The 21,008-nt window shown below is 61.6% G+C and carries 15 protein-coding genes and 3 pseudogenes; 15 read left to right on the top strand and 3 right to left on the bottom strand.

Annotation, left to right across the window (positions count from 1 at the left end; translation table 11 throughout):
• The first annotated feature begins 8 nt into the window (after nt 1-8).
• The 8 genes from GA829_RS32965 (at nt 9) to GA829_RS32930 (ending at nt 8,811) form a co-directional block, all read left to right on the top strand.
• A complete protein-coding gene (locus tag GA829_RS32965) occupies nt 9-731 on the top strand; it encodes a maleate cis-trans isomerase family protein (RefSeq protein WP_195180014.1) in 723 nt (240 codons plus the stop codon).
• Nucleotides 676-1,956, top strand: coding sequence for a M20 family metallopeptidase (locus tag GA829_RS32960; RefSeq protein WP_195180013.1), 1,281 nt, complete (start codon nt 676-678; stop codon nt 1,954-1,956). Before GA829_RS32965 ends, GA829_RS32960 begins: the two co-directional genes overlap by 56 nt.
• Nucleotides 1,953-2,960, top strand: coding sequence for a 1-aminocyclopropane-1-carboxylate deaminase/D-cysteine desulfhydrase (locus GA829_RS32955; RefSeq protein ID WP_195180012.1), 1,008 nt, complete (start codon nt 1,953-1,955; stop codon nt 2,958-2,960). The genes GA829_RS32960 and GA829_RS32955 overlap by 4 nt, the downstream gene beginning before the upstream one ends.
• Before the next feature lie 179 nt (nt 2,961-3,139).
• Nucleotides 3,140-4,672: an IS21 family transposase gene (gene istA / locus GA829_RS32950; RefSeq protein WP_195180011.1), complete on the top strand. Its 1,533-nt coding sequence runs from the start codon at nt 3,140-3,142 to the stop codon at nt 4,670-4,672.
• Nucleotides 4,662-5,456: an IS21-like element helper ATPase IstB gene (istB, locus tag GA829_RS32945; RefSeq protein WP_195180010.1), complete on the top strand. Its 795-nt coding sequence runs from the start codon at nt 4,662-4,664 to the stop codon at nt 5,454-5,456. The genes istA and istB overlap by 11 nt, the downstream gene beginning before the upstream one ends.
• Nucleotides 5,457-6,303: 847 nt before the next feature.
• Nucleotides 6,304-7,644, top strand: coding sequence for an IS1182 family transposase (locus GA829_RS32940; protein ID WP_195174571.1), 1,341 nt, complete (start codon nt 6,304-6,306; stop codon nt 7,642-7,644).
• 259 nt (nt 7,645-7,903) lie between these two features.
• A complete protein-coding gene (locus GA829_RS32935) occupies nt 7,904-8,290 on the top strand; it encodes a hypothetical protein (protein ID WP_195180009.1) in 387 nt (128 codons plus the stop codon).
• Complete coding sequence (locus GA829_RS32930) at nt 8,287-8,811, top strand: RES family NAD+ phosphorylase (protein WP_195180008.1); 525 nt, start codon at nt 8,287-8,289, stop codon at nt 8,809-8,811. The genes GA829_RS32935 and GA829_RS32930 overlap by 4 nt, the downstream gene beginning before the upstream one ends.
• A gap of 42 nt (nt 8,812-8,853) precedes the next feature.
• Here the strand turns inward: GA829_RS32930 and scpB are convergent.
• Nucleotides 8,854-9,408, bottom strand: a pseudogene (gene scpB / locus GA829_RS32925) (SMC-Scp complex subunit ScpB); the annotation flags it as partial.
• 53 nt (nt 9,409-9,461) lie between these two features.
• Nucleotides 9,462-11,344 (bottom strand): annotated as a pseudogene (locus GA829_RS37670) (Tn3 family transposase); the annotation flags it as partial.
• Between the two features lie 291 nt (nt 11,345-11,635).
• On the opposite strand from GA829_RS37670, the gene GA829_RS32905 reads away from it, so the two are divergent.
• Together GA829_RS32905 and GA829_RS32900 are read left to right on the top strand one after the other, a co-directional pair.
• On the top strand, nt 11,636-12,184 hold the full coding sequence (locus tag GA829_RS32905) for a GNAT family N-acetyltransferase (RefSeq protein ID WP_195180005.1): 549 nt from the start codon (nt 11,636-11,638) through the stop codon (nt 12,182-12,184).
• A gap of 197 nt (nt 12,185-12,381) precedes the next feature.
• Nucleotides 12,382-12,657 (top strand): annotated as a pseudogene (locus tag GA829_RS32900) (transposase); the annotation flags it as partial.
• A 224-nt stretch (nt 12,658-12,881) separates the two neighbouring features.
• Here GA829_RS32900 and GA829_RS32895 read toward each other — a convergent pair.
• The gene (locus GA829_RS32895; protein WP_195180004.1) at nt 12,882-14,117 is read right to left on the bottom strand and encodes an ROK family transcriptional regulator; all 1,236 of its coding nucleotides are present in this window, start codon (nt 14,115-14,117) and stop codon (nt 12,882-12,884) included.
• A 483-nt stretch (nt 14,118-14,600) separates the two neighbouring features.
• Between GA829_RS32895 and GA829_RS32890 the strand changes: the two genes are divergently transcribed.
• From GA829_RS32890 to GA829_RS32870, 5 genes are all read left to right on the top strand, one after another.
• On the top strand, nt 14,601-17,168 hold the full coding sequence (locus GA829_RS32890) for an ATP-binding cassette domain-containing protein (protein WP_195180003.1): 2,568 nt from the start codon (nt 14,601-14,603) through the stop codon (nt 17,166-17,168).
• Entirely contained in the window at nt 17,165-18,169 is a 1,005-nt protein-coding gene (locus GA829_RS32885) for an ABC transporter permease (RefSeq protein WP_195180002.1), read from the top strand. Before GA829_RS32890 ends, GA829_RS32885 begins: the two co-directional genes overlap by 4 nt.
• Before the next feature lie 65 nt (nt 18,170-18,234).
• Nucleotides 18,235-19,239 carry a rhamnose ABC transporter substrate-binding protein gene (locus GA829_RS32880; RefSeq protein ID WP_195180001.1) on the top strand — a complete coding sequence of 335 codons (1,005 nt, stop codon included), beginning with the start codon at nt 18,235-18,237 and terminating at the stop codon, nt 19,237-19,239.
• A 191-nt stretch (nt 19,240-19,430) separates the two neighbouring features.
• The gene (locus GA829_RS32875) at nt 19,431-20,195 is read left to right on the top strand and encodes a glutamine amidotransferase (protein WP_258052396.1); all 765 of its coding nucleotides are present in this window, start codon (nt 19,431-19,433) and stop codon (nt 20,193-20,195) included.
• Between the two features lie 3 nt (nt 20,196-20,198).
• Nucleotides 20,199-20,822 (top strand): nucleoside/nucleotide kinase family protein, encoded by a 624-nt coding sequence (locus tag GA829_RS32870; protein ID WP_195179999.1) that lies wholly within the window; start codon nt 20,199-20,201, stop codon nt 20,820-20,822.
• The last annotated feature ends 186 nt before the right edge of the window (nt 20,823-21,008 follow it).

Genomic DNA, 21,008 nt, shown 5'->3' with positions numbered 1-21,008 from the left:
GTTTCGCGATGTATGGACGACAGGGACGGATTGGACTTCTCGTACTCGATAGCGATCTTACGATCGAGCCGGACCTGCGGCGAATATTGCCAGAGGGAGTAGAAACACATGCGGCGCGGGTCGTCTATCCGCGGCGAGTGACGGCTGAGAACATGGCGATCTCGGCGGATGGGGCCGTCGCTGCGGTGGAGCAACTGATGCCGATCCGCCCGTCGGTCATCGCATGGGCATGCACCAGCGGCAGTTTTTATGCCGGGAAGGCCGGCAACGTCGAACTAAATCGGAGGCTGACAGAAGCAGCGGGCATTCCTGCGACCACCGCAAGCACAGCACTCGCGGCAGCAGTTACCGAACTTGGCATCACACGCCCGGCCGTCGGCTCGGCTTATTCGCCGGCGATCAACGAAAGGCTCGCAGCCTATCTGCGTGAATGCGGTGCGGATCCAGTCGCTGTACGCGGCATACACGCTGGCGAACTCGACGATTACGAGCTCCAGGATGTGGAGGAAGAGGATATCTCGCGGTTTGCCGAGGGTCTGGCCAGAACCGACTGCGACGGGGTGATCTTGAGCTGCACGGGCCTTCCCACGGCGCGGATCGTCACAGAGCTTGAACGGAAGATCCGTAAGCCGGTGATCACCAGCAATCTGGCGTTGCTATGGCATTGCTTCAGGCTTGCCGGCTTCACTGCGGTTCCAACGATGGATTGCCGCCTTTTCCAAACACTCTAACCTCCGAGAGGTTCAGATCGTGCCACGACCTAACGTAGATATTCCGGCTTCCTTTCCTAACCCTGACAAAATCATAGCGATCGTGTCGTCGCTGTGCGCGCATTCGAGCGTTTCTGGCACCGAGGGCAAAATCGGTGATTGGGTCGCCAGCGAAATGGCGCGGATCGGACTGGCCGTGACGCGCCAGGAAGTGTTGCCTGGACGCGCCAACATTATTGGCACGCTGGAAACCGGACGGCTTGGCCCGACGCTGCTTTTCAACGGCCACATCGACACGCTTCCCGTCCCGGAAGGGTACTCCCATCCACCCTTTGAGCCTTTTGTTGCGAACGGCAGGCTCTACGGCGCTGAGATCAACAACATGAAAGGTGCCGTCGGCGCAATGATCGCGGCGATGGAAATCCTTCACGACAGGCGTGATCGGCTTTGCGGCCGCATTATCCTGTCGGCGGTCATGGCCGAATGCGACACGTTGGGGTTGGGCACGCTGCATCTGATCGAGTCGGGCCTCTCAGCGGACCTCGCTATCAACGGCGAGCCGACCGACCTACGCGTAATGACTTGCCACGTGGGGGTAACGCAGATCCGCATGAAAGCTTCCGGCGTCTCCGTGCATGTCTGCCGCAAGGCGGAAGGGCCGAATGCGATCCACGCGCTGATCCCCGCGCTCGCTGCGATCGGCGAGCATTGCCTGTCCTATGTGCCGCATCAGGATTTTCCGGATCTGCCGAACCTGAATATCGGGCAGGTCAGTGGTGGCACATTGGCGTCGATGCATGCCGACCGTGCCGAAGCGCTTGTCGACGTTCGTACCGTTCCGGGCATGACGCCCGAAAGCGTGCTCGCTGATATCCGCGCAGCGGTCGAGAAGGCAGGGGCGGCGACCACCAATGGCTCCTCTGTGACGGCGGAGCTTATCGCCAGGCCTGACTTTTGCCAGCAGCATCCATTTCATGTCGAGCGCGGCGAGCCTGTTGTTCGAGCTGTCGCAGAGGCTCATAGGGAACTGGCTGGAGCCGAGCCCTATATCGGCCCACTATATCCGCAGGTCTATTTCGGCACCGATGCTTCGCACCTGGGGAGGGCGGGCATACCAACCGTGATTTATGGTCCCGGAAAGGTTGAAGAGATCAACGTGGCCGACGAGAGCATGGCTTTACTGGACCTCATGACCGCTGCGCAAGTCTATGCCCGGGCGGCAGCAAAAATCTGTGGCCGACAGTGAGCCGCGACCCTATAGACGCCGTGCGCGCCCGCATTGCCGCGCTCAAGCGTCACTCTCTCGTCAGCCTTCCGACGCCCCTTGAACGGGCAGAACGTCTGGGTCAATCGCTCCGTATCGATCTGCTCATCAAGCGGGACGATCTGATGGGCCTCGGCGCCGGCGGCAACAAGCTGCGCAAACTCGAATTCATCGTTGGAAAGGCGCTAGACGAAGGCTACGACACGCTTTTGACGACGGGCGGCATTCAATCCAACCACGCAAGGCAGACAGCGGCGGCAGCAGCCCGCCAAGGCCTTGCTTGCGAACTGCATCTGCGCGGACGTTCGCCCGACAACCTTACCGGCAACGTGCTTCTTTCCAGCATCCTCGGTGCTGAACTGCACTACCACGAAGATGCCGATTATGCCGAGATCGACCGCAGGATGGCAGCGCGGGCCGAAATCCTGTCGACACAGGGTCGGCGCGCGCTTGTCATACCGCTCGGCGGCGGAACAGCCGAAGGGACCGTTGGGTATGTACTCGCAGTCGCTGAGATCATGCGGCAGATCTCCGACGGAGGAGCCCCTGATCTTTTCGTCGTCGCCGGTGGAACCGGTTCAACGGCGGCCGGCCTGTCGCTGGGAACCCAACTCTTTTCGCCAGGTACTTCGGTGCTGGCGGTAAGCGCCAGTTGGAAAAAAGATGTCCTGTCCGGAGAGATCGCCAGGCATCGGCGCGCTGCGGCAGAACTACTCGGCATCGAGGACAAAGCCGCCGTTTGGGTAGATGACAGCTTCGTGGGTCCAGGATACAGTCAGGTGTCGGAGGCGGGCAGGACAGCCCTTTTGACGCTCGCGCGCAGCGACGGCATTCTGCTCGACACGACCTATACGGCGAAGGCCATGAGTGGGTTAATCGCTCTTGTGCGCGCGGGCCGTATCGCGCCCGATGCCAAGGTGGTCTTTTGGCATACCGGCGGCACCCCGGAACTGTTCACACGGACTACCTACGAATTGGCTATCTGAGACGGTTGGCGCCGATGGAGGATTGTTGTCCTGAGGTTTGGACAACCGCCTACGATTATGGGATACGAGTGTTGATTTCCACCCAGAACTGAGCCGGGTGGGTGCATAATTTCCACTGAGAATTGAGCCATGTGAACCTTCCCCAAAGCGGTGAGCGGCGGGGCAACGGAGTGATCCACATGGGACTTTTAAACATCATCCGACGGATGCATTTGCGGCAGAAGCTGTCGATCCGCGAGATTGCGCGGCTAACGGGAGTGTCGCGGAATACCGTGACCAAGCATCTGGCGGCGGACACCATCGAGCCAAAATTCGCGACACCCGATCGTTCGAGCAAGCTTGACCCCTTCGCCGAGAAGCTATCCGGCTGGCTGAGGACTGAGGCCGGGAAGTCGCGCAAACAGCGCCGGACCGTGAAGCAGTTGCATGCCGATCTTGTGACGCTCGGCTTCACTGGCTCTTATGGCCGAGTGGCAGCGTTTGCGCGGGGGTGGCGGGCAGATCGCCATCGCGAGCAACAGACCACGGGGCGCGGCACCTTTGTTCCGCTGTCTTTCCGCCCGGGCGAGGCTTTCCAGTTCGACTGGAGCGAGGACTTTGCAGTTCTGGGTGGTGAGCGCACGAAGCTGCAGATGGCGCATATCAAGCTGTCGCACAGCCGGGCCTATCTTCTGCGCGCCTATCCATTGCAGACCCACGAGATGCTGTTCGATGCGCATTGGCAGGGGTTCCGGGTCTTTGGCGGCGTGCCCGGGCGCGGGATTTACGACAACATGAAGACGGCGGTGGACCGTGTCGGGCGGGGCAAGGAGCGGCAGATCAACATGCGCTTCCTCGCCATGACAAACCACTATGTCTACGAGCCCGAGTTCTGCAATCCGGCGGCAGGGTGGGAGAAAGGGCAGGTCGAGAAGAACGTTCGGGATTCCCGCCACCAGCTGCTGCAAGGGATGCCGGACTTCCCCGACCTGGCCGCACTGAATGCCTGGCTGGAACAGCGTTGCCTGGAGCTGTGGCGCGAGACGGCCCATGGCACGCTGGCTGGCACGATTGACGATGTCTGGGCCGAAGAGCGGGCCGCGCTGATGCCTTTGCCCGTCGCCTTTGACGGCTTCATCGAGTTGAGCAAGCGCGTGTCGCCCACCTGCCTGATCAGCTTCGAACGCAATCGCTACAGTGTTCCGGCGTCGTTCGCCAACCGGCCTGTCAGCCTGCGGATCTATCCGGACCGGCTGGTCGTGGCGGCCGAGGGCAATATCCTGTGTGAGCATGCCCGGATCATTGAACGTAGCCACCACCTGCCGCCGAAGACGATCTACGACTGGCGGCACTATCTGGCGGTCGTTCAACGCAAGCCCGGCGCCCTTCGGAATGGCGCACCCTTCGTGGAATTACCACCTGCCTTCAGACAGTTGCAGGATCACATGCTGCGCAAACCCGGCGGCGATCGGGAGATGGTTGATATCCTCGCCCTCGTGCTGCAGCACGATGAACAGGCCGTGCTCACCGCCGTGGAGCTGGCGCTGACCGAGGGCGTGCCGACCAAGACCCATGTCCTGAACCTGTTGCACCGCCTGATCGACGGCAAGGTGATCGGCGGGCCGCTACTTGATACCCCGCAGGCCCTGGCCCTGCACCGCGAACCCAAGGCGAACGTAGAACGCTATGACGGCCTTCGTGCCCAGATCGCTGGAGGCCGCCATGCGTCATGATCCCGCCAGCGGCGCCATCGTCATCATGCTGCGCAGCCTGAAGATGTCTGGCATGGCGCAAGCCGTCACCGATCTGATCGAGCAAGGCGCGCCAGCCTTTGAAGCTGCTATCCCGATCCTGTCGCAGTTGCTGAAGGCAGAGTTGGCGGAACGCGAAGTGCGCTCCATCGCCTATCACATGAAGGCCGCGCGCTTCCCGGCCTACAAGGACCTCTCGGGCTTCGACTTCGCCGCCAGCGAGATCAACGAGGCCACCGTTCGGACGCTGCATCGCTGCGAGTTCATGGACGGGGCGCAGAATGTCGTGCTGATCGGCGGACCGGGAACCGGAAAGACCCATGTCGCGACCTCCCTTGGCGTTCAGGCCATCGAACATCATCGCCGGAAGGTCCGCTTCTTCTCCACCATCGAGTTGGTCAACGCCCTCGAACAGGAAAAGGTCAAAGGCAAGGCCGGACAGATTGCCGAGGCCCTGGCCAAGCTCGACCTCGTGATCCTGGACGAGTTGGGCTACCTGCCGTTCAGCGCCTCGGGCGGGGCTCTCCTCTTCCATCTGCTGAGCAAGCTCTACGAGCGCACCAGCGTCGTCATCACCACGAACCTCGGCTTTAGCGAATGGGCCACGGTCTTCGGCGACGCCAAAATGACCACCGCCTTGCTCGACCGCCTGACCCACCGATGCCACATCTTGGAAACGGGAAACGACAGCTTCCGGTTCAAGGCAAGCTCAGCCGCTGCTGCCAAGAAAAAGAAGGAGACCAACCATGCCTTGACCCCAGCATGACCCGAAATCCATAATCAGAGGTGGCTCACTTCTCGATGGAAAACCCGGCTCAGTTCTGGATGGAAATCAACAGTTCGACCACATAGCGAGGCATATTAGGTTTCCCTTCTGTATTGATTTACGCCCGATTTGAGCGCGGGTGGACATTGATCACGCTCACCAGGCGCGCGCATCGGAGCCTTTCCCTATGTTTTGTGGGAAGATTCCCTATGCTGGCGGCGTTAAGTGTTCAGCGGCACTGAAATGTGTGGAGGGTCACATTTCTGGGTTATGGCGTGGGGCACTCGTGGCGGAGCCCCAAGGCAGCAACGAAACCGACCCCTTTTGAGCGAATGACTGCCATCAGGACGGCTATAGCAGAGTGCGGTCGTTGCGTTACCAATCTTACTCGGCCATTCGAGAACAGCGACCGGACGGCGAAAGGCCAGTCGTAATCCTCAAGCTGAAGATTTCCCAACCTCGAAACGGGACCGCCTGATGGCCATGTATGATGTCAAGGCTGGAGCTCATCAATCTGGGAGGAAGCAATGGACGACCAAGATCCAGTCCGTACCGCCAACGAGTGGCTCGACAGCCACAGCGCGCTTAGGATTTTGCAAGACCACTTCGAATACACCACCACGTGAGATCGACGAGCTGTGCTTGCGCTATACGGGTAAGCGCTGCTCTCCCGGCGTCATCTCCAAATTCGTCAATCGCCGTCCTCCAGGCGCCTGCGGAACTGCCCGGAGTTTCTCATGTCGCGATCCGGGTTATGGCCGACACGGCTATCCCGCTGAATGTCCGCTAGGAGCCTGTCCGAGTAGTCGCTGTTCAATTGGGCACGAGTCTGATTCTAATTGCGACCATGAGCAAGCATTTTCGCGCGTGGAAGATTGATCAGCCGCAGTTGTTGCCGCCGAGCGTGCAGGATTTTGTGCCGAGGGACCACCTGTCACGGTTCATCGTGGATCTGGTGCGGGAGAGCCTCGATTTGAGCGAGATTACCAGCAGCTATAGGAGTGCGCTTGGCCAGCCGCCGTTCGATCCGCGGCTGATGGTGGCGCTGCTGCTCAACGGCTATGCGAGCGGCCTCTATTCCTCCCGGCGCATCGCCAAGGCGTGCGTTGAGCGCGCCGACTTCATGATGATCGCGGCGCTGGATGCGCCGGATTTCCGTACCATTTCCGAGTTCCGCAAGCGGCACCTCAAACAGCTGGCCGGGCTGTTCGTGCAGGTGTTGAAGCTGGCCGAGAAGGCCGGGCTGGTGCGGCTCGGGCATGTCGCGCTCGACGGCACCAAGATCAAGGCGAACGCGTCCAAACACAAGGCGATGAGCTATCAGCACATGAAGAAGCGCCAAGCCGAGTTGCAGGCGGAGGTCGATCGCTGGCTGGCCGCCGCTGAGGCGGCGGATGCCGAAGAGGACAAGCTGCACGGCAACAAACGAGGTGACGAACTGCCCGGCTGGGTCGCCGACAAACAGAGGCGGATCGCCAGGATCGCCCAGGCCAAGGCTGAACTGGAGGCCGAGGCGAAGGCCGCGGCCGACGAGGAGCGCCGCATCGAGGCCGAGAAGCAGAAGAGCCGCGAGGCCGAGGGCCGCAAGAAGACCGGCAAGCCCGCGGCTGCGCCATCCGACGAGCCCGCCGCGAAGGCCCAGCGCAACTTCACCGATCCTGAAAGCCGCATTCTCAAAACCAAGGATGGTTTCATCCAGGGCTATAACGCGCAGGCGGCCGTCGACGGCAAAGCGCAGATCATCGTTGCACACGGGTTGACGCCGAGCACGAGCGACTATGGCCAGTTGGTGCCGCTGGTCGATGGCATCCAAGCCAATCTCGGCCGCAAACCGGAGCAAGCGTCCGCCGACAGCGGCTATCTGAGCGAAGTCAACCTCGCCAGCCTCGACCAACGCGGGATCGATGGCTACATCGCCACCGGACGCGCCAAACACCCCACCGCCGACAACGGCAAGGGCGGCGGACCGTTGACACAGGCAATGAGAAAAAAGATCGCCGACGGCGGCTTCGAGACCCCCTACCGACTGCGAAAGCAGATCGTGGAGGCGGTGTTCGGGCAGATCAAGCAGGCACGCGGCTTCCGCCAGTTCCTGTTGCGGGGACTGGCAAACGTGCGTGCCGAATGGGCGATTATCTGCACCGCCCACAACCTCGTGAAGCTGGGAAGCCTCCTCAGGGCCTCCTGACCAGGCTATCGTCACCCGAGAGCCTGTCGCAATCAGACTATCTAATGAAATGAACCCGACCGGAACGCTAACTGGACGGGCTCCTAGCGGCCCCGGCCGACCATTGTATGACCAATATGAGGCGCATTGCTGCCGCTAGTTGCTATCCGCTACGAGGATGGAGAAGCACAAGCAGTGCGCTGGAAGGCGCCAGGCTCTGTTCACTTGCTATGCCTAAAAATGTGCATATATTGTGCGTATGAGAGAGCGGAGATTTGTCATGACCCACGCACAGCTCGCACAATCGAAAGTGGTCTCAGGTTTTGTCGACAGCTTGCAGGAGCCGCGCACACCCTACATCTCGCCGAAGCGCCTGTCGCAGGCGCTCGGCGTGAAGGTGGCCAACCTGGCCCAGTTAACCGGTGTCCACCGCAACACGCTACGCAATCCCACATCGGAGCGCCTACAAGGCCGGATGCGCGAGATGGTAAAAGTGATCTCGGCCGCAACGGAACTCACCGGCGACATTGACAAGGCGATCTACTGGTATCGAAATGAACCTATTGCCGACTATGGCCATCGCACGGCGGCCGAGCTCGTCGCTGACGGCCAGGTCGAAGCGGTTCTGGCCTTCATCCGGGATCTCGAGAACGGCGCGCGCGGGTGAAGATCACCCGCATCGGTCCGGACGAGATCTTCCATCGCTATCTGACACCCAAATGGGCTTTCCTGCCGACCAGCGGTGCAGGCGCGGCGATTGACGGCGGTCGCTTCAACCGACCAGGCGTCGAAGCGCTTTATCTGTCCCGTTCGGCCCAGACGGCGCTCGATGAATACAGACAGGGCGCCAGCATCACCCCGCCGGCCACCCTTGCCGCCTATAAGATCACACTCGCCGAGGTCGCCGACCTTTCGCAGGGATTCGACCCGGACATATGGGACGGCGCCTGGCAGGAATGGGATTGTCCCTGGCGCCAGATCGCGCGCATCGACAAGAAAATCCCCCCGTCGTGGAAGCTCGCGGATCTGTTCATCACGGTCGGGCTTCGCGGCATCCTGTTTCCGTCGCTGCGTCATGCCGGCGGCACCAATCTGGTGATCTTTCCGGCCAATCTTGTCGACGGCGATCATGTCGCGGTTCACGATCCCGATCTCCGGCTGCCGCACGACCAGTCATCCTGGTCCTGATTGATCGCCTGTCACTGCGGTCGCAACGCGACAACGCCCCGCTCACGACACCTGGTCCTCAACGATACCGTCTTCGTCCTCTCCGTTAGGCAACCCGGCTGGAATATCGCCGGCCAGCAGCTTCTCCTTCGATAGCAGCCCGGCGTCCTCGAGCGCCTCGAAATCCGGCAGCTGGCGCAGCGTGTCGAGCCCGAACTGCGACAGAAAATTTTTCGTCGTCACATAGGTGTAGGGCGCGCCCGGCTACGGACTGCGCGGCCCCGAGGCGATGAGCTCCTGCGCGCGCAACACGCCGATCAGATCGCGCGAGACCTCTTTGCCGAAGAAGGAAGACAGCTCGCTACGGGTGATCGGCTGGAAATAAGCAATGCACATCAAGACGAGCGCCTCCGCCTGCGTCAGCTCTTTTGCCCCCTCGCCCGCCGCCGTGCCAAAGGCGGCGTGGATAGCGTCGCCAAAAACCTTTCTGGTGCGATGCTGCCAGCCGCCGGCGACCGACACCAACTCGTAGGGGCGGCCGGCGAGCTCGGCCCGGATGTCGTCGATGACCAGCTCGAGATTGCAGTTCCTTCCCACCACCCGCGCGAGGACACTACGGCGTCACGACACGAAAGTGATGAATCTGTCCGACATTTGAGAACATATGATGATCAAGCGGCCAGCATGGACGTCTCGCGCCGAAGCGGCCTGAGGTCGAGGCCGTCAGTCGGGGTCCAGATGTAATCGCCGGTGAGGCGATATGCTGCCATCCGAGCGGCGTGATGTGCTTGATCACGTCGGCCGGCGTGGCAATGCCTTCGCGATTGAGCTCGGCGAAAGTCGGTTCGAGATAGAGCGTGTTCCAATAATGAGCAGGTTCAGCCCGGACGCCCTGTAGAACTGGCTCTCGAAGGTTCTGTCCCGCAGCTCTCCGAGACGATTGAAGAACAGCGCCCGGGCCAGAGTGTTCTGGGCCTCGCTCTTGTTGAGACCGGCGGTGGCGTTCCTGCGCATTTCAGGGTTCTGCCACCATTGCGGCAGGAAGATGGATCGATTGATGCGTCCGATGTCGCGCAGGGCGAGCGCCAGTCCGTTTTGGCGCGGGAATGCGGACAGTTTCGCCAGCAGGGTCGAGGGCCGCACCTGGCCGGAACGGATAGTGGTAACCAGACGCAGGATGTCATTCCATTTCGCCTTGATCCGCTCAACGTTGATGGGCTCGCCAACGAGCGGGGCGAGGTTTTCGGGAGGCTTGTCGCCTGGGAATAGATAGAGCCGGCGATCCTTGAGACCGCGCAGCCGGGGCACAAGCTGGAACCCGACAAGATGTCGCTGACCCCGCCGGTGTCGACATAATGGGTTTCGATGGCGAGATCGCTTCCATGATAGAGCAGACCGTCGAGAACGTAGATGGCCTCGCTCGCATTGGCGTTCATGGCGATGATGTGGAACGCGCCATACTGGTCGGAGGTGAAGCGATAAAATTTGGCGCCGGGGTTAGGGCCATAGCGGGCGTTGAGGTCGCCGATCGCCTCGGCGTGCCCTCGAGCCGGAAAATACTGCCCGTCCGAGGATGAGGTGGTTCCGTCGCCCCACAATTTCGCGAGAGGCAATTGCCTCTGGGCATTGACAAGGATGGCATGCGCACCGGTGTAACCTTCCTCCCGGATATGCCAGTCGTGCGCCCAGGCGAGTTGGCGCATCGTCAGCCCGGGGGACAATCCGCCATTCTGGTGAGTCCGAGATTGATGCCGTCCGCCAGAACGGCGGTAAGTAGGCCAAGCTTGTTGTCGGCCGTGCGCCCGGGGCGCAGATGGGTGAACGCATTCGAAAATCCCGTGCGGGCGTCCACCTCAAGCAGCAGGTCGGTGATGCGGACGGCAGGCAGGCGGTTTTCCACCTTCGGCTTCAGCGACTTCGCGATGTCCGGGAACATGGCCTTGTGCGGCGTGACGCTGAAACCCGCGCCGGCCAATTCGACATCGTCGAGCTCACCGGCTTCGGCCAGACGGGAAAGGTCACTCAGCCCGTCGTTCAAGGTCTGGCGCTGTTGCCTAAGATAGGTTTCTACATCGGTATCGACGGCGACCGGAAGCGGACCTTCCTCGCGCATCAACTCGAATGTTGGCGTTGGAATGAGGAAGCTCTCGAAGGACTGGAAACGGTTCGCGCCCTCCACCCAGACATCGCCGGCATCGAGGCGACGTTTCAATTCGCTGAACAGGCAAAGTTCATAAGCTCTGCGATCGATCTTGCCATCCTGCAGGATGAGCGGCATCCAGCCTCTCGGTGCAAAGGATATGGGTGCCCTTTCGGGTATTGCTCTTTTCCCTTTGCGGTACAGATCGGCGACCATGGATAGCGCGCGCAGGAGATTCGCCGCCACAGCGTGGCCACGAAACACAAACGTCGAGAGGAATTCCGGCGCCATTTTCCGGATCGTTGGATATCGCTGAAGCATTTCGATTTTGCCATCGATGCTGTCGGGAGCAATCAGCGTGTCGACCGCCTGGACACTGGTCGTGAAGGTCGGCCATTGAATGACCGCTTCAACTATTTTGGTGGACACCTTCATGCCTCGGGGCACTCAACGCAAAAAGGTGCGGCGAAATTCGCGCTTACGTTTCGACGAGCTGGCCGATGTGGCGCCAAGTGTCCTCGACGGCACGTTTCTGAGCTTGGCGCATCCATGGAGGTCTGCGATGCGTCGAGGTCACCTCCATCGCAAACGCTCTAGGCGGCCTGGCCCGAGCGCGCTTCTGAGATGGCCGGCATGCCCACGGGAATATCGAGGTCATCCCAAACGTTCAGACTACGGCTTCGATAAAGAGCCTTGGAGTAGGCAATGCAAAATAGCATCGTCGAGAAGACCCAAATTGTGCAGGCGACAACGCTCGCTCACTTGGACCAAGTGCGCACACTGATGCGCGCTTTCGTCGTGTGGGGGCGCAACCTCAGTGCCATCGATCGAGATAGAGTGGATCGGTATTTCGACGAAGTGGAATTCGAACGAGAGCTGGCGGGATTACCCGGAAAGTATGCACCGCCTCTTGGCAGCCTTTTGATCGCCTACCACCACGAAAAGCCCGCGGGCTGTGTGGCATTGCGGCCATTACCTGGCGGCTTTTGCGAGATGAAGCGAATGTTTGTTTCGCCAGAGTTCCACGGGCTTGGAGTGGGCCGGGCTCTGGCGGAGCGGATCATGCAGAATGCGTCTTCCGCCGGCTATGACGGGATACGTCTCGACACCAGCAAAAACCAGAAAGCCGCGATGCGACTGTACGAGAGTCTGGGATTCAGACGTATCGAGGCCTACTATCAAATTTCTGACGACTTCAAGGATTGGCTCATCTTCTTCGAACTCAAATTCCAAGTCAGTTCCAGAACCAAATGACCCGATCGCAGGCTCGCCGAGTCGTGAGGTGTTTTTCATCAGCCCGCCTGTGCAACGATCCAGGCGGCGTAAGCTGCACAACGGCGTTGGTGCACGGATCCGAAGTATCGTGGATCTGGGCAGCGTTGGTGCACGAATAAGACTTCAACGATTCTTGCTTATTCGGCTGAGATCCCCACCAGCTTGAATGAACCAGCATGCCACACAAACATAACGCCGACCGCCGTCATCGCATCGGTAAAATGAAGTTCAAAGTGACGAACTGGGCGGAATATGAGGCCGGCCTTTGTCGCCGTGGCAGTTTGACCCTTTGGATCACGCCGGAAGCTCTTATCGGTTGGGCCGCCCCGCGTCGCAAGACGCGTGGTGGCCAGCCGCGCTACTCTGATCTCGCTATCGAAACTGCTTTGATGCTGGGCATGGTGTTTGGGCTGCGGCTGCGCCAAAGCGTTTGCGTGCTCGCTCATTCCTTGCTCAACAGACAGAGGCTGCGATCGGCGTCACCATTTTGAACCGAATGCTTGCCTGTGGACGTCCGAAATCCGTTCGTTGCGAGGCATCGGCGGAGGCAACGAAATAGGCGACTTCTCAAAGAGCGAATGCTGACCTTCTGCCGATCCGCGCACCAGCGCCTATCCACGATACTTCGGATCCGTGCACCAACGCCCTCACAAGCCGAGGCCAGAGCAGCGATAGGTCACACCATCGAACCCACCATCAGCGGCTTCTTGTCGACGGCCTTTTTCATCAGTACGCCCGTATCAGGACCGAACATCGAGTAGATCGGCAGCAGGCTCGCGCCGAGTGCAGAGGCTTTGGCGCCGAGTGTGCCTACCATTATCTCGGGGGCGATTAGGCCTGAAGGCACCATGTCGGCGAACCGATTCCGCACACGCGACACCGTATCGATCAGTAGGGACTGCGGTAGGAGGCCATCGATGACCACCGCCTGTACATCTACAACCGCGATACTGCCGATGATTGCCTGGGCCAGGGCGTCGGCACAGTCGTCCTGCCACTCCGAAACCAAATGACCGGCCCCCGGTGGCATAGGGTCCAGTTCCCGTACCCGCCGGATCTCGACCCCGCCAAACCGCAAATGGTTGACCAGCGTATAGATCGACGCTCGGTGCAACAGCACCTCGAACTTGCCCTTTGGCCTTGGCACGGATGGCAGCGACGAATGGGTTACCGGAAACGGGCCGAACGCCGCGGTGTTGCCGTTGGGGCCGGTCTGCAGGGTGCCGTCGAGCACGAGGCCCGCCCCGACGAATGTACTGAGCGAAATGTGCAGGAAGTCGGCATATTGCTTTCCGGCGCCGTAGATCAGCTCGGCGATCGCGGCGGCGGAGGCGTCGTTTTCCACCAGCACCGGCAACCCCCCGGTGTCGAGCACGCCGGAAGCCAGGTTGACGGCGCGCCACTTGCCACGGACATCGGCGGGAAATCCGAGTTCGTCGTCCCAGCCTCCGATGAAATAGGGTGCCGAAATCCCGACCCCGACGAGGCGCGCACTGCCGACCTCGCCCAGCTGCTTGTGGAAGCGTTTCACCACGCCATTCCCCAAGCGCCGGATTTCGTCGGGATTGGGGTGATCGTAATCATGCGTCTCAAAGGCGCAAATCTGGCCGGAGAAGCCGATCAGGATCGCATCGAGCGCCCGCCGCCCGATATGGAGACCGATGGCATAAGCCCCGTCCGGCGCCAGCTCGTACATCGCGGAAGGCTGCCCCTTCCCGCCGAAGCGCTTGCCGTTCTCTTTCACATAGCCGGCCGCGACGAGGGCCTGAACGATCGCCGCGACCGCCGGCGGCGTCAAGTGGGCGAAGCGCGCCACCTCGGCCTTGGAGGCCTGTCCAAACCGCCGGATGGCATCAAGCACGACCCGCTCGTTGTAGTGCCGCAATTGGACCGAGTTGCTGCCGCCTGCCATTTTCCCTCGTCCTGCCGCCAGTTATTGAAAGCAAACTGCTTTATATTGAGGCCACTAACAGCTAGCACCGCGCGGGCCAGCCGCCAATCGCAGACGCCAACGCCACCAGCCCGCTTGTGCCAACCCGTCGCGCCAGCATTGGCCGAACAGGTCGCGCTGCGACCGTAAATCAATGATCTCCGGACGCACCGATAAGGCGGCCATGGCGAACGCCACCCCTAGCCCCGTTGTCCGCGCCATCGGCCCAAGCAAATAATCAAATCACGCCCCATTGACGCAGACAACCTTCTATTATAGTAATCTGCTTTAAATAATAACGAAAAGCCAACCCTTCATTGGTTGGGCGAGGGCGGCCGTTGGCAGTCGGCTAGCTCGAACGCCAGCGAGGTGGACTGATGCAGCCAAACCGTGCAGTGGCCGCGAAGCGAACGACGCTCGGAGACGGCGCGCCGAGTGAACGCCGGTCCCGGGGGATCGAGTAAGATGCTGACGCCCGCCACCAGTGCGCATGCGGAAACCAGCGTCGTCATCGCTTCCCTCTCCGGGGTGACCAAGGTTTTTGGGGGCACCGTCGCGGTTGCCGACGTCTCAATCGATTTGCGGGCAGGCGAAGTCCTGGCCCTGCTGGGCGAGAACGGCGCGGGTAAAAGCACCTGCGTCAAGCTGCTCGCCGGCGTTCACCGGCCCGACCTCGGCAGCGTGCTGGTGGGCGGCAAGTCGGAGCATTTCTTCTCGCCGCTGAGCGCCCAGCGCGCTGGCATCGCCGTGATGCACCAGCATCCGGGGCTGTTTCCTGATTTAACCGTCGCTGAGAATCTCTTTATCGGCCAGACGGGCGCCAACCCTTCCTGGTCCGTCGACCATCGGCGGATGCGCAGCGATGCCGAGCGGCTGTTGAATCTTGTGGGCCTCAATTGCGACATCGACGCGCCGCTTGCCCGCTTGCGCACCTCCGAGCAGCAACTGGTCGAGATCGCCCGGGCGCTGTCGCTCGATGCCCGCGTGCTCATCATGGATGAGCCGACCGCGGCGCTGTCCCAGCGAGAGGTGGAACGGCTGTTTGCCGTGGTCAACGACCTGCGCGCCCACGGCGTCGCCATGATGTTCGTCGGCCATCGCATGGATGAAATCTATCGCGTGGCGGACCGTATTGCGGTGCTCCGCGACGGTCATCTAGTCGGCACCGAGCGCGCCAGCGACCTGACGCGCGAGCGCGCCGTGCAACTGATGATCGGCCGCACGCTCAGCGGTCTTTACCCCACCCATGATGCGGCGGTGGGCGCCACCGTCGTCAGCGTCAAGGGCCTCGGCCGTGACGGCGCTTTTCGCGACGTGTCTTTCGATCTGCGCGCCGGCGAGATCCTCGGCCTTGGCGGGCTCGTCGGCAGCGGCCGTACCGAGATTGCCCGGGTCTTGTTCGGCATCGACCGGCCGACCGCCGGCACTATTGCCATCGATGGCGCGGAATCGGCCTTTCGCTCACCGAAGGACGCCATGGAGCATGGCATCGCCTACGTCTCCGAGGACCGCATCGGGCAAAGCTTGGTGATGGACTTCTCCATTCTCGACAACGCTTCGCTGACCGTACTCGACAAGACGACGACGCTGAACCTCATCTCGCGCACCAAGGAGCTGGCGCTCGCCAAACCGCATCTCGACCGGTTGCGGCTGCGCTTTGGCAGCTACGATCAGGCGGTCAGCACCCTGTCCGGCGGCAACCAGCAGAAAGTCGTGCTGTCGAAGTGGCTTGCGACCCAGCCGCGCGTGCTCATCCTTGACGAGCCGACCCAGGGCATCGACGTCCAGACCAAGGCAGACGTCCACGCGATGATCGCGAGCCTTGCCTCGCAGGGGCTAGCGATCATCCTGATTTCCTCCGAGCTGCCGGAGCTCCTCGGCATGTGCGACCGCATGATCGTGCTGCGCGAGGGAGACGTGGCGGGCGAGTTCAGCCGCGACGAGGCCAGCCAGGAAAAAGTCATCCGCGCCGCGACCGACGTCGACGCGCTCGCCGCCAACGTCGTGCCGCTCCAACCCTATGCCGCCCAGCCGGGCCCGCGCCCCGAAATCGCAGTCGCTTCGCCGCACCGCTCCCTCGCCAGGCGCGAACTCGGCCTCGTCGCGGCGATCATTGCCGTCGTCATCCCGATCTTCCTAATTAATCCGCGCATGCTCAGCGTCGCCAATCTGTCGGCGCTGGCCATGGATGCTGGCCTGCTGATGATCGTGGCTGCGGCCGAAATGTTGGTCGTGCTGACGCGCAGCATCGACCTGTCGGTAGCCGCCATGATCGGGCTCGCGGCCTATGGCGCCGCTTCGACCCTCCATCTGCATCCGGAAATCGGCGTCGCGGGAGCCCTGCTGCTATCCTGCGCAATCGGCCTCGTCTGCGGCATCGCCAATGGCGTCGTCATTGCCTACGCCAGGGTGCCCGCGATCGTCGTGACGCTGGGAACCCTGTCGATCTTCCGGGGCCTCAACAGCCTCTGGGCCGGCGGCATGCAGATCAGCGCCGATGAGGTGCCGCAGGCCTGGCTCGATATGACCAGCGCGAGCCTCTTCGGCGTGCCGGCCATCCTCGTCATCGCGCTCGTAACCTTAGCGGCGATTGGCTGGGGGTTGCGGTCGCTGTCGATCGGACGGGAACTCTATGCCGTCGGCTCCAACCCCGCTGGCGCCGTGCTTATCGGCATTCCGGTGCAGCGCCGCGTGCTGCTCGCTTTCGCGCTTTCCGGCCTGCTTTCGGGTTTCACCGGGGCCCTGTGGGCGTCGCGCTACGCAACCGTCGATGCCCGCGTGGCCTCGGGTTTCGAGTTGACTGTCATCGCCGCGGTCGTGGTCGGCGGCGTTGCCATCCGCGGCGGCGCCGGCTCGATCCTTGGCGTTGCCCTCGGCTCGATAACCCTCCTGGTCATTAATAACGGCCTGACGCTGGTCCGCGTCGACCCACTCTGGCTGCAGGGTATTTACGGCCTCGTCATCCTGCTTGCGGTCGGCGTCGACGCCTATGTGTCGCGCCGGGCTACCCGGATCCGAAAGGTCACGGTATGAACGACAGCCGCCATCCGTACTTCATCGAGCGCTTCGGCAACTGGGACAATTTCCTCGCCGTACTGACAATCATCGTCATCGTCTACGCCATTTTTGGCGTGCCGCATTTCTTCACCGCCTTCAACATCTCTCAGGCGATCGCCGGCGTCTCGGAGCGCGCGCTGATCGTGCTGCCGATGGTGCTGCTCATTGTCGGCCGTGAGATCGATCTTTCCGTCGCCAGCATCCTCGCTTTGTCGAGCGTGGTCTTTGGCATGCTGACACAAGCCGGCATGCCGCTGGTGCCCGCCATCGCCCTGACGCTGCTGGCCGGTGCCGCCTGCGGGGCCTTCAACGGTCTCATGGTCACCTGGCTCAAGCTTCCCTCGCTGATCGTGACTCTCGCCACGATGGCGATGTTCAGGGGGGTCGGCTACATCCTGCTCGGGGTTAATTCGATCAACGACTTCCCTGATGCCTTCCTCGATTTCGGCATCAACAACGTGCCGGGCACGCTGATCCCGTGGACGATCGTGCCCTTCCTCGTCCTCGCCCCGCTCTTCCTCGTGGCGCTACAGAAAATGCCCGTGGGCCGGCGCATCTATGCCATCGGCGGCAGTCCGGACGCGGCGCGCTATTCGGGTGTGCAACTCGGGCGGACCATCTTCGGCCTCTTCGTTACCTCCGGGGTGGTCTGCGCTATGGCCGGCATGGTCTACGCGGCCCGTCTGGCCAATGCCCGGGCCGATAACGCGGTCGGTATCGAACTCGACGTCATCACCATCGCGCTGCTCGGTGGCGTCAGCGTCTTCGGCGGCAAAGGCCGACTGACCGGCGTATTCTGGGCCATGCTGCTAGTGGCGACGCTCCGCAATGTTCTCGGACTGCTGCAAGTCGGCGGCGATGCGCAGGGCACCGTGATCGGCCTGCTCCTGATCCTGTCGCTGACTGTCAGCAACGCAGCCCAACATCTCTTCGGCCGGCTCAAACTGGGCCAGCCCTTTCGGAAAGGCGATGCGTAAACTCCAGGTACGCACCGCCGATTGCTCAATTCCAGCCTGGAATCGGATCAACACGGAGGAATATTATGACCGGACGTTTAGTCAAAGCCCTGGGATTGGCGGCGGGCATTGCCCTGTTAGCCTCTACCGCTCTGGCCGCCGAGCAATGCGCAACAGCGCCTGTAACGGTGGGCTTCCTACCCAAACTCGATACCGATCCCTATTTTCAGGTCGCCCAGACCGGCGCCGACGAAGCCGCCGGGGAAATCGGCGGCAAGGCAATCAAGGAAGCGCCGTCGCAGGCCACCGCCGAGGCGCAGATCGCCTTCATCAACAACCTGGTGTCGCAGCAGGTCGGCGTCATCGCCATTTCGGCCAATGATGCAAACGCTGTCGCGCCGGCGTTGAAGCGCGCGATGCAGCAGGGCGTCAAGGTCGTGTCCTACGATTCCGACGTCGCCGTCGGCGCGCGGACGCTGTTCCTGAACCAGGCCAAAGGCGACAGCCTCGCCGAGATGATGCTCGAATCTATGGGGCAGATGATTGGCTATGATGGCGATTTCGCCATCCTCTCGTCGACCCCGACCGCCAGCAACCAGAATGCCTGGATCGACTACATGAAGGCCAAGATGAAGGCCGATGCCAAATACGCCAAGATGAATCTCGTGCAGGTCGCCTATGGCCAGGAGAGCGAGCAGGTCAACCAGCAGCAGGCGCTGGCGCTCGCCCAGGCTTTCCCAAACCTTAAGGGCATTACCATTCCGGCCGGGATCGGCCTGCCGGCGGCGGCGCGTGCGCTCGACCAGGCTGGTCTGCTCGGCAAAATCAAGCTCACCGGCCTCGCCCCTGCGACGCTCATCAAGAAGTACATCCAGGACGGCAGCGTCCAGGACATCTGGTGGAACGTGAAGGATCTTGGCTATCTGACCTACTACGCCGCCCAGCAAGTGGCGATGTGTAAGGTAACCAAGGAGGGCGACACCTTCAAGGCCGGTCGCCTCGGCAACTACACCGTCGGCAAGGACGGTGAAGTCGTGCTCGGACCAGCACAAATCGTCACGCCGCAGAACGTCGATCAGTTCAAGTTCTAGCGTGATGGTCGGCGGCGCCTGATCTCCCGGCAGGCGCCGCCAAATCCCTCCAAGCCAAGTCAGCCACGCCCCGGTGCGCGCCGGGCGCCCTGCGCGCAGGCACCGTTCGCGAAGACCCGGTGGGGCTCGCCGACCCGGCCTCTATTGCCGGAAGTGGTGCCGCCTTGCACCCAGATCAGGAGATACGTTTGATGAAACCAATCCTTCTCGCCGGCGAGACATTCTTCGTCACGTCCACGGTTGCCAAGGGATATGATGTCGGCAGTTCGGCAAGTCTTGCGAACGGCGCAACTCGTTTCATCGCGGCATTGGCAAGCTTGGGGATCAACGTCTCGCAGATCGGCGGCGAACGCTGTGAAGCCGAGTTCCCGCGCACCGTCGAGGCTCTGCAGGCCTTCTCCGCCGTTGTGCTTTCAGATGTGGGTGCGCTGTCGCTGCTGCTGACGCCAGAAACCAGACAAGGATTAGCCGGCATCAACCGACTCGACGTCCTGCGGCAGTGGGTGCACGCTGGCGGCGGACTGATGATGGCCGGCGGCTATACCAGCTTTCAAGGCATGGATGGGATGGCCCGGTTTCACGATACGCCACTCGAAGATTGCCTTCCTGTGGAGTGCCTGCCCTATCCGGACGGCCTTGAAGCACCCGAGGGACTCAATCCGGAAATTGTCGACAATGGACACCCGATCCTTTCGGGCCTGCCCTCCCAGTGGCCGTCGATCCTGGGGATGAACAAGGTCATCGCGCGCGTCGAGCCTGACGGCCAGGTGCTGGTCACGTCACGATATCGCGGACATGATCACCCTTTGCTTGCGGTCAGAGACTACGGCCAGGGTCGGACCCTTGCGTGGACCACTGACATCGGCCCGCACTGGTTGTCGCAGGCCTTTTTGAATTGGGACGGCTATGACGCCATCATTACCCGCATGGTGCGCTGGGTCGGCCGAGACCTTTGAAGAATGGAAGTTCTGACGTTCGAACAACTCGTCGACGTGGTTTTCCGTCGCGGGGCCAATGGGCGCAGCATAACCGCTATTGCGGGACCGCCGGGTTCCGGTAAATCGACGACAGCCGAGAAGCTCGAGCGAGCCCTAAATACCCTCGAACTGGGATCGGCCGCTGTGCTGCCAATGGACGGCTATCACCTCGACGACATGGTGTTGGAGGCCCGGGGGCTGCTGAGACGAAAAGGGGCGCCAGAGACGTTCGATGTGGATGGCCTTGGGTCGATGCTGATGCGCCTCAGGGCCAACGAGGTGCAAGAAATCGCAATTCCCGTTTTCGACCGCGACACCGAGATCGCGCGGGCCGGCGCGCGCATAATCCCCCAAGAAGTGCGGCGTCTCATCGTCGAAGGGAACTACCTGTTGCTTGATCAGGCCCCTTGGCATCGCCTTCGCTCGATGTTCGACACCACCGTTGCGATCGGGGTGGATGAGAGCGAGCTGCGGCGGCGTATCGAGGCCCGATGGCACGGCTATGGGTTGTCGGAAGCCGAGGTAGCTGACAAGGTGGATGGCAACGATCTGGTGAATGCTCGTCTGGTGCTGGCGGGCAGCGTGGCAGCGGAATTGATGCTGTAGGGGCAAGCGTTCCCGACAAGCCGCGGATTCAAGGGTATCCGTGGACCCATGACGTGCCTTCCTCTCCCCACCAACACCTACGTAAGTCTGCATTGCGCGCTTCTGAAACAAGCGGCCAGTCGAGTTTCGGGCCCATGTCGGCCATTGCCGGTTTCTTTGCGAGATCATTACGCCCGGTTAAGCCGG

It is taken from the genome of Mesorhizobium sp. INR15 (assembly GCF_015500075.1).
Classification (GTDB): Bacteria; Pseudomonadota; Alphaproteobacteria; order Rhizobiales; family Rhizobiaceae; genus Mesorhizobium.
The sequence above is the reverse complement of the archived record's forward strand: the minus strand, read 5'-3'. Positions and strand labels throughout refer to the sequence as shown.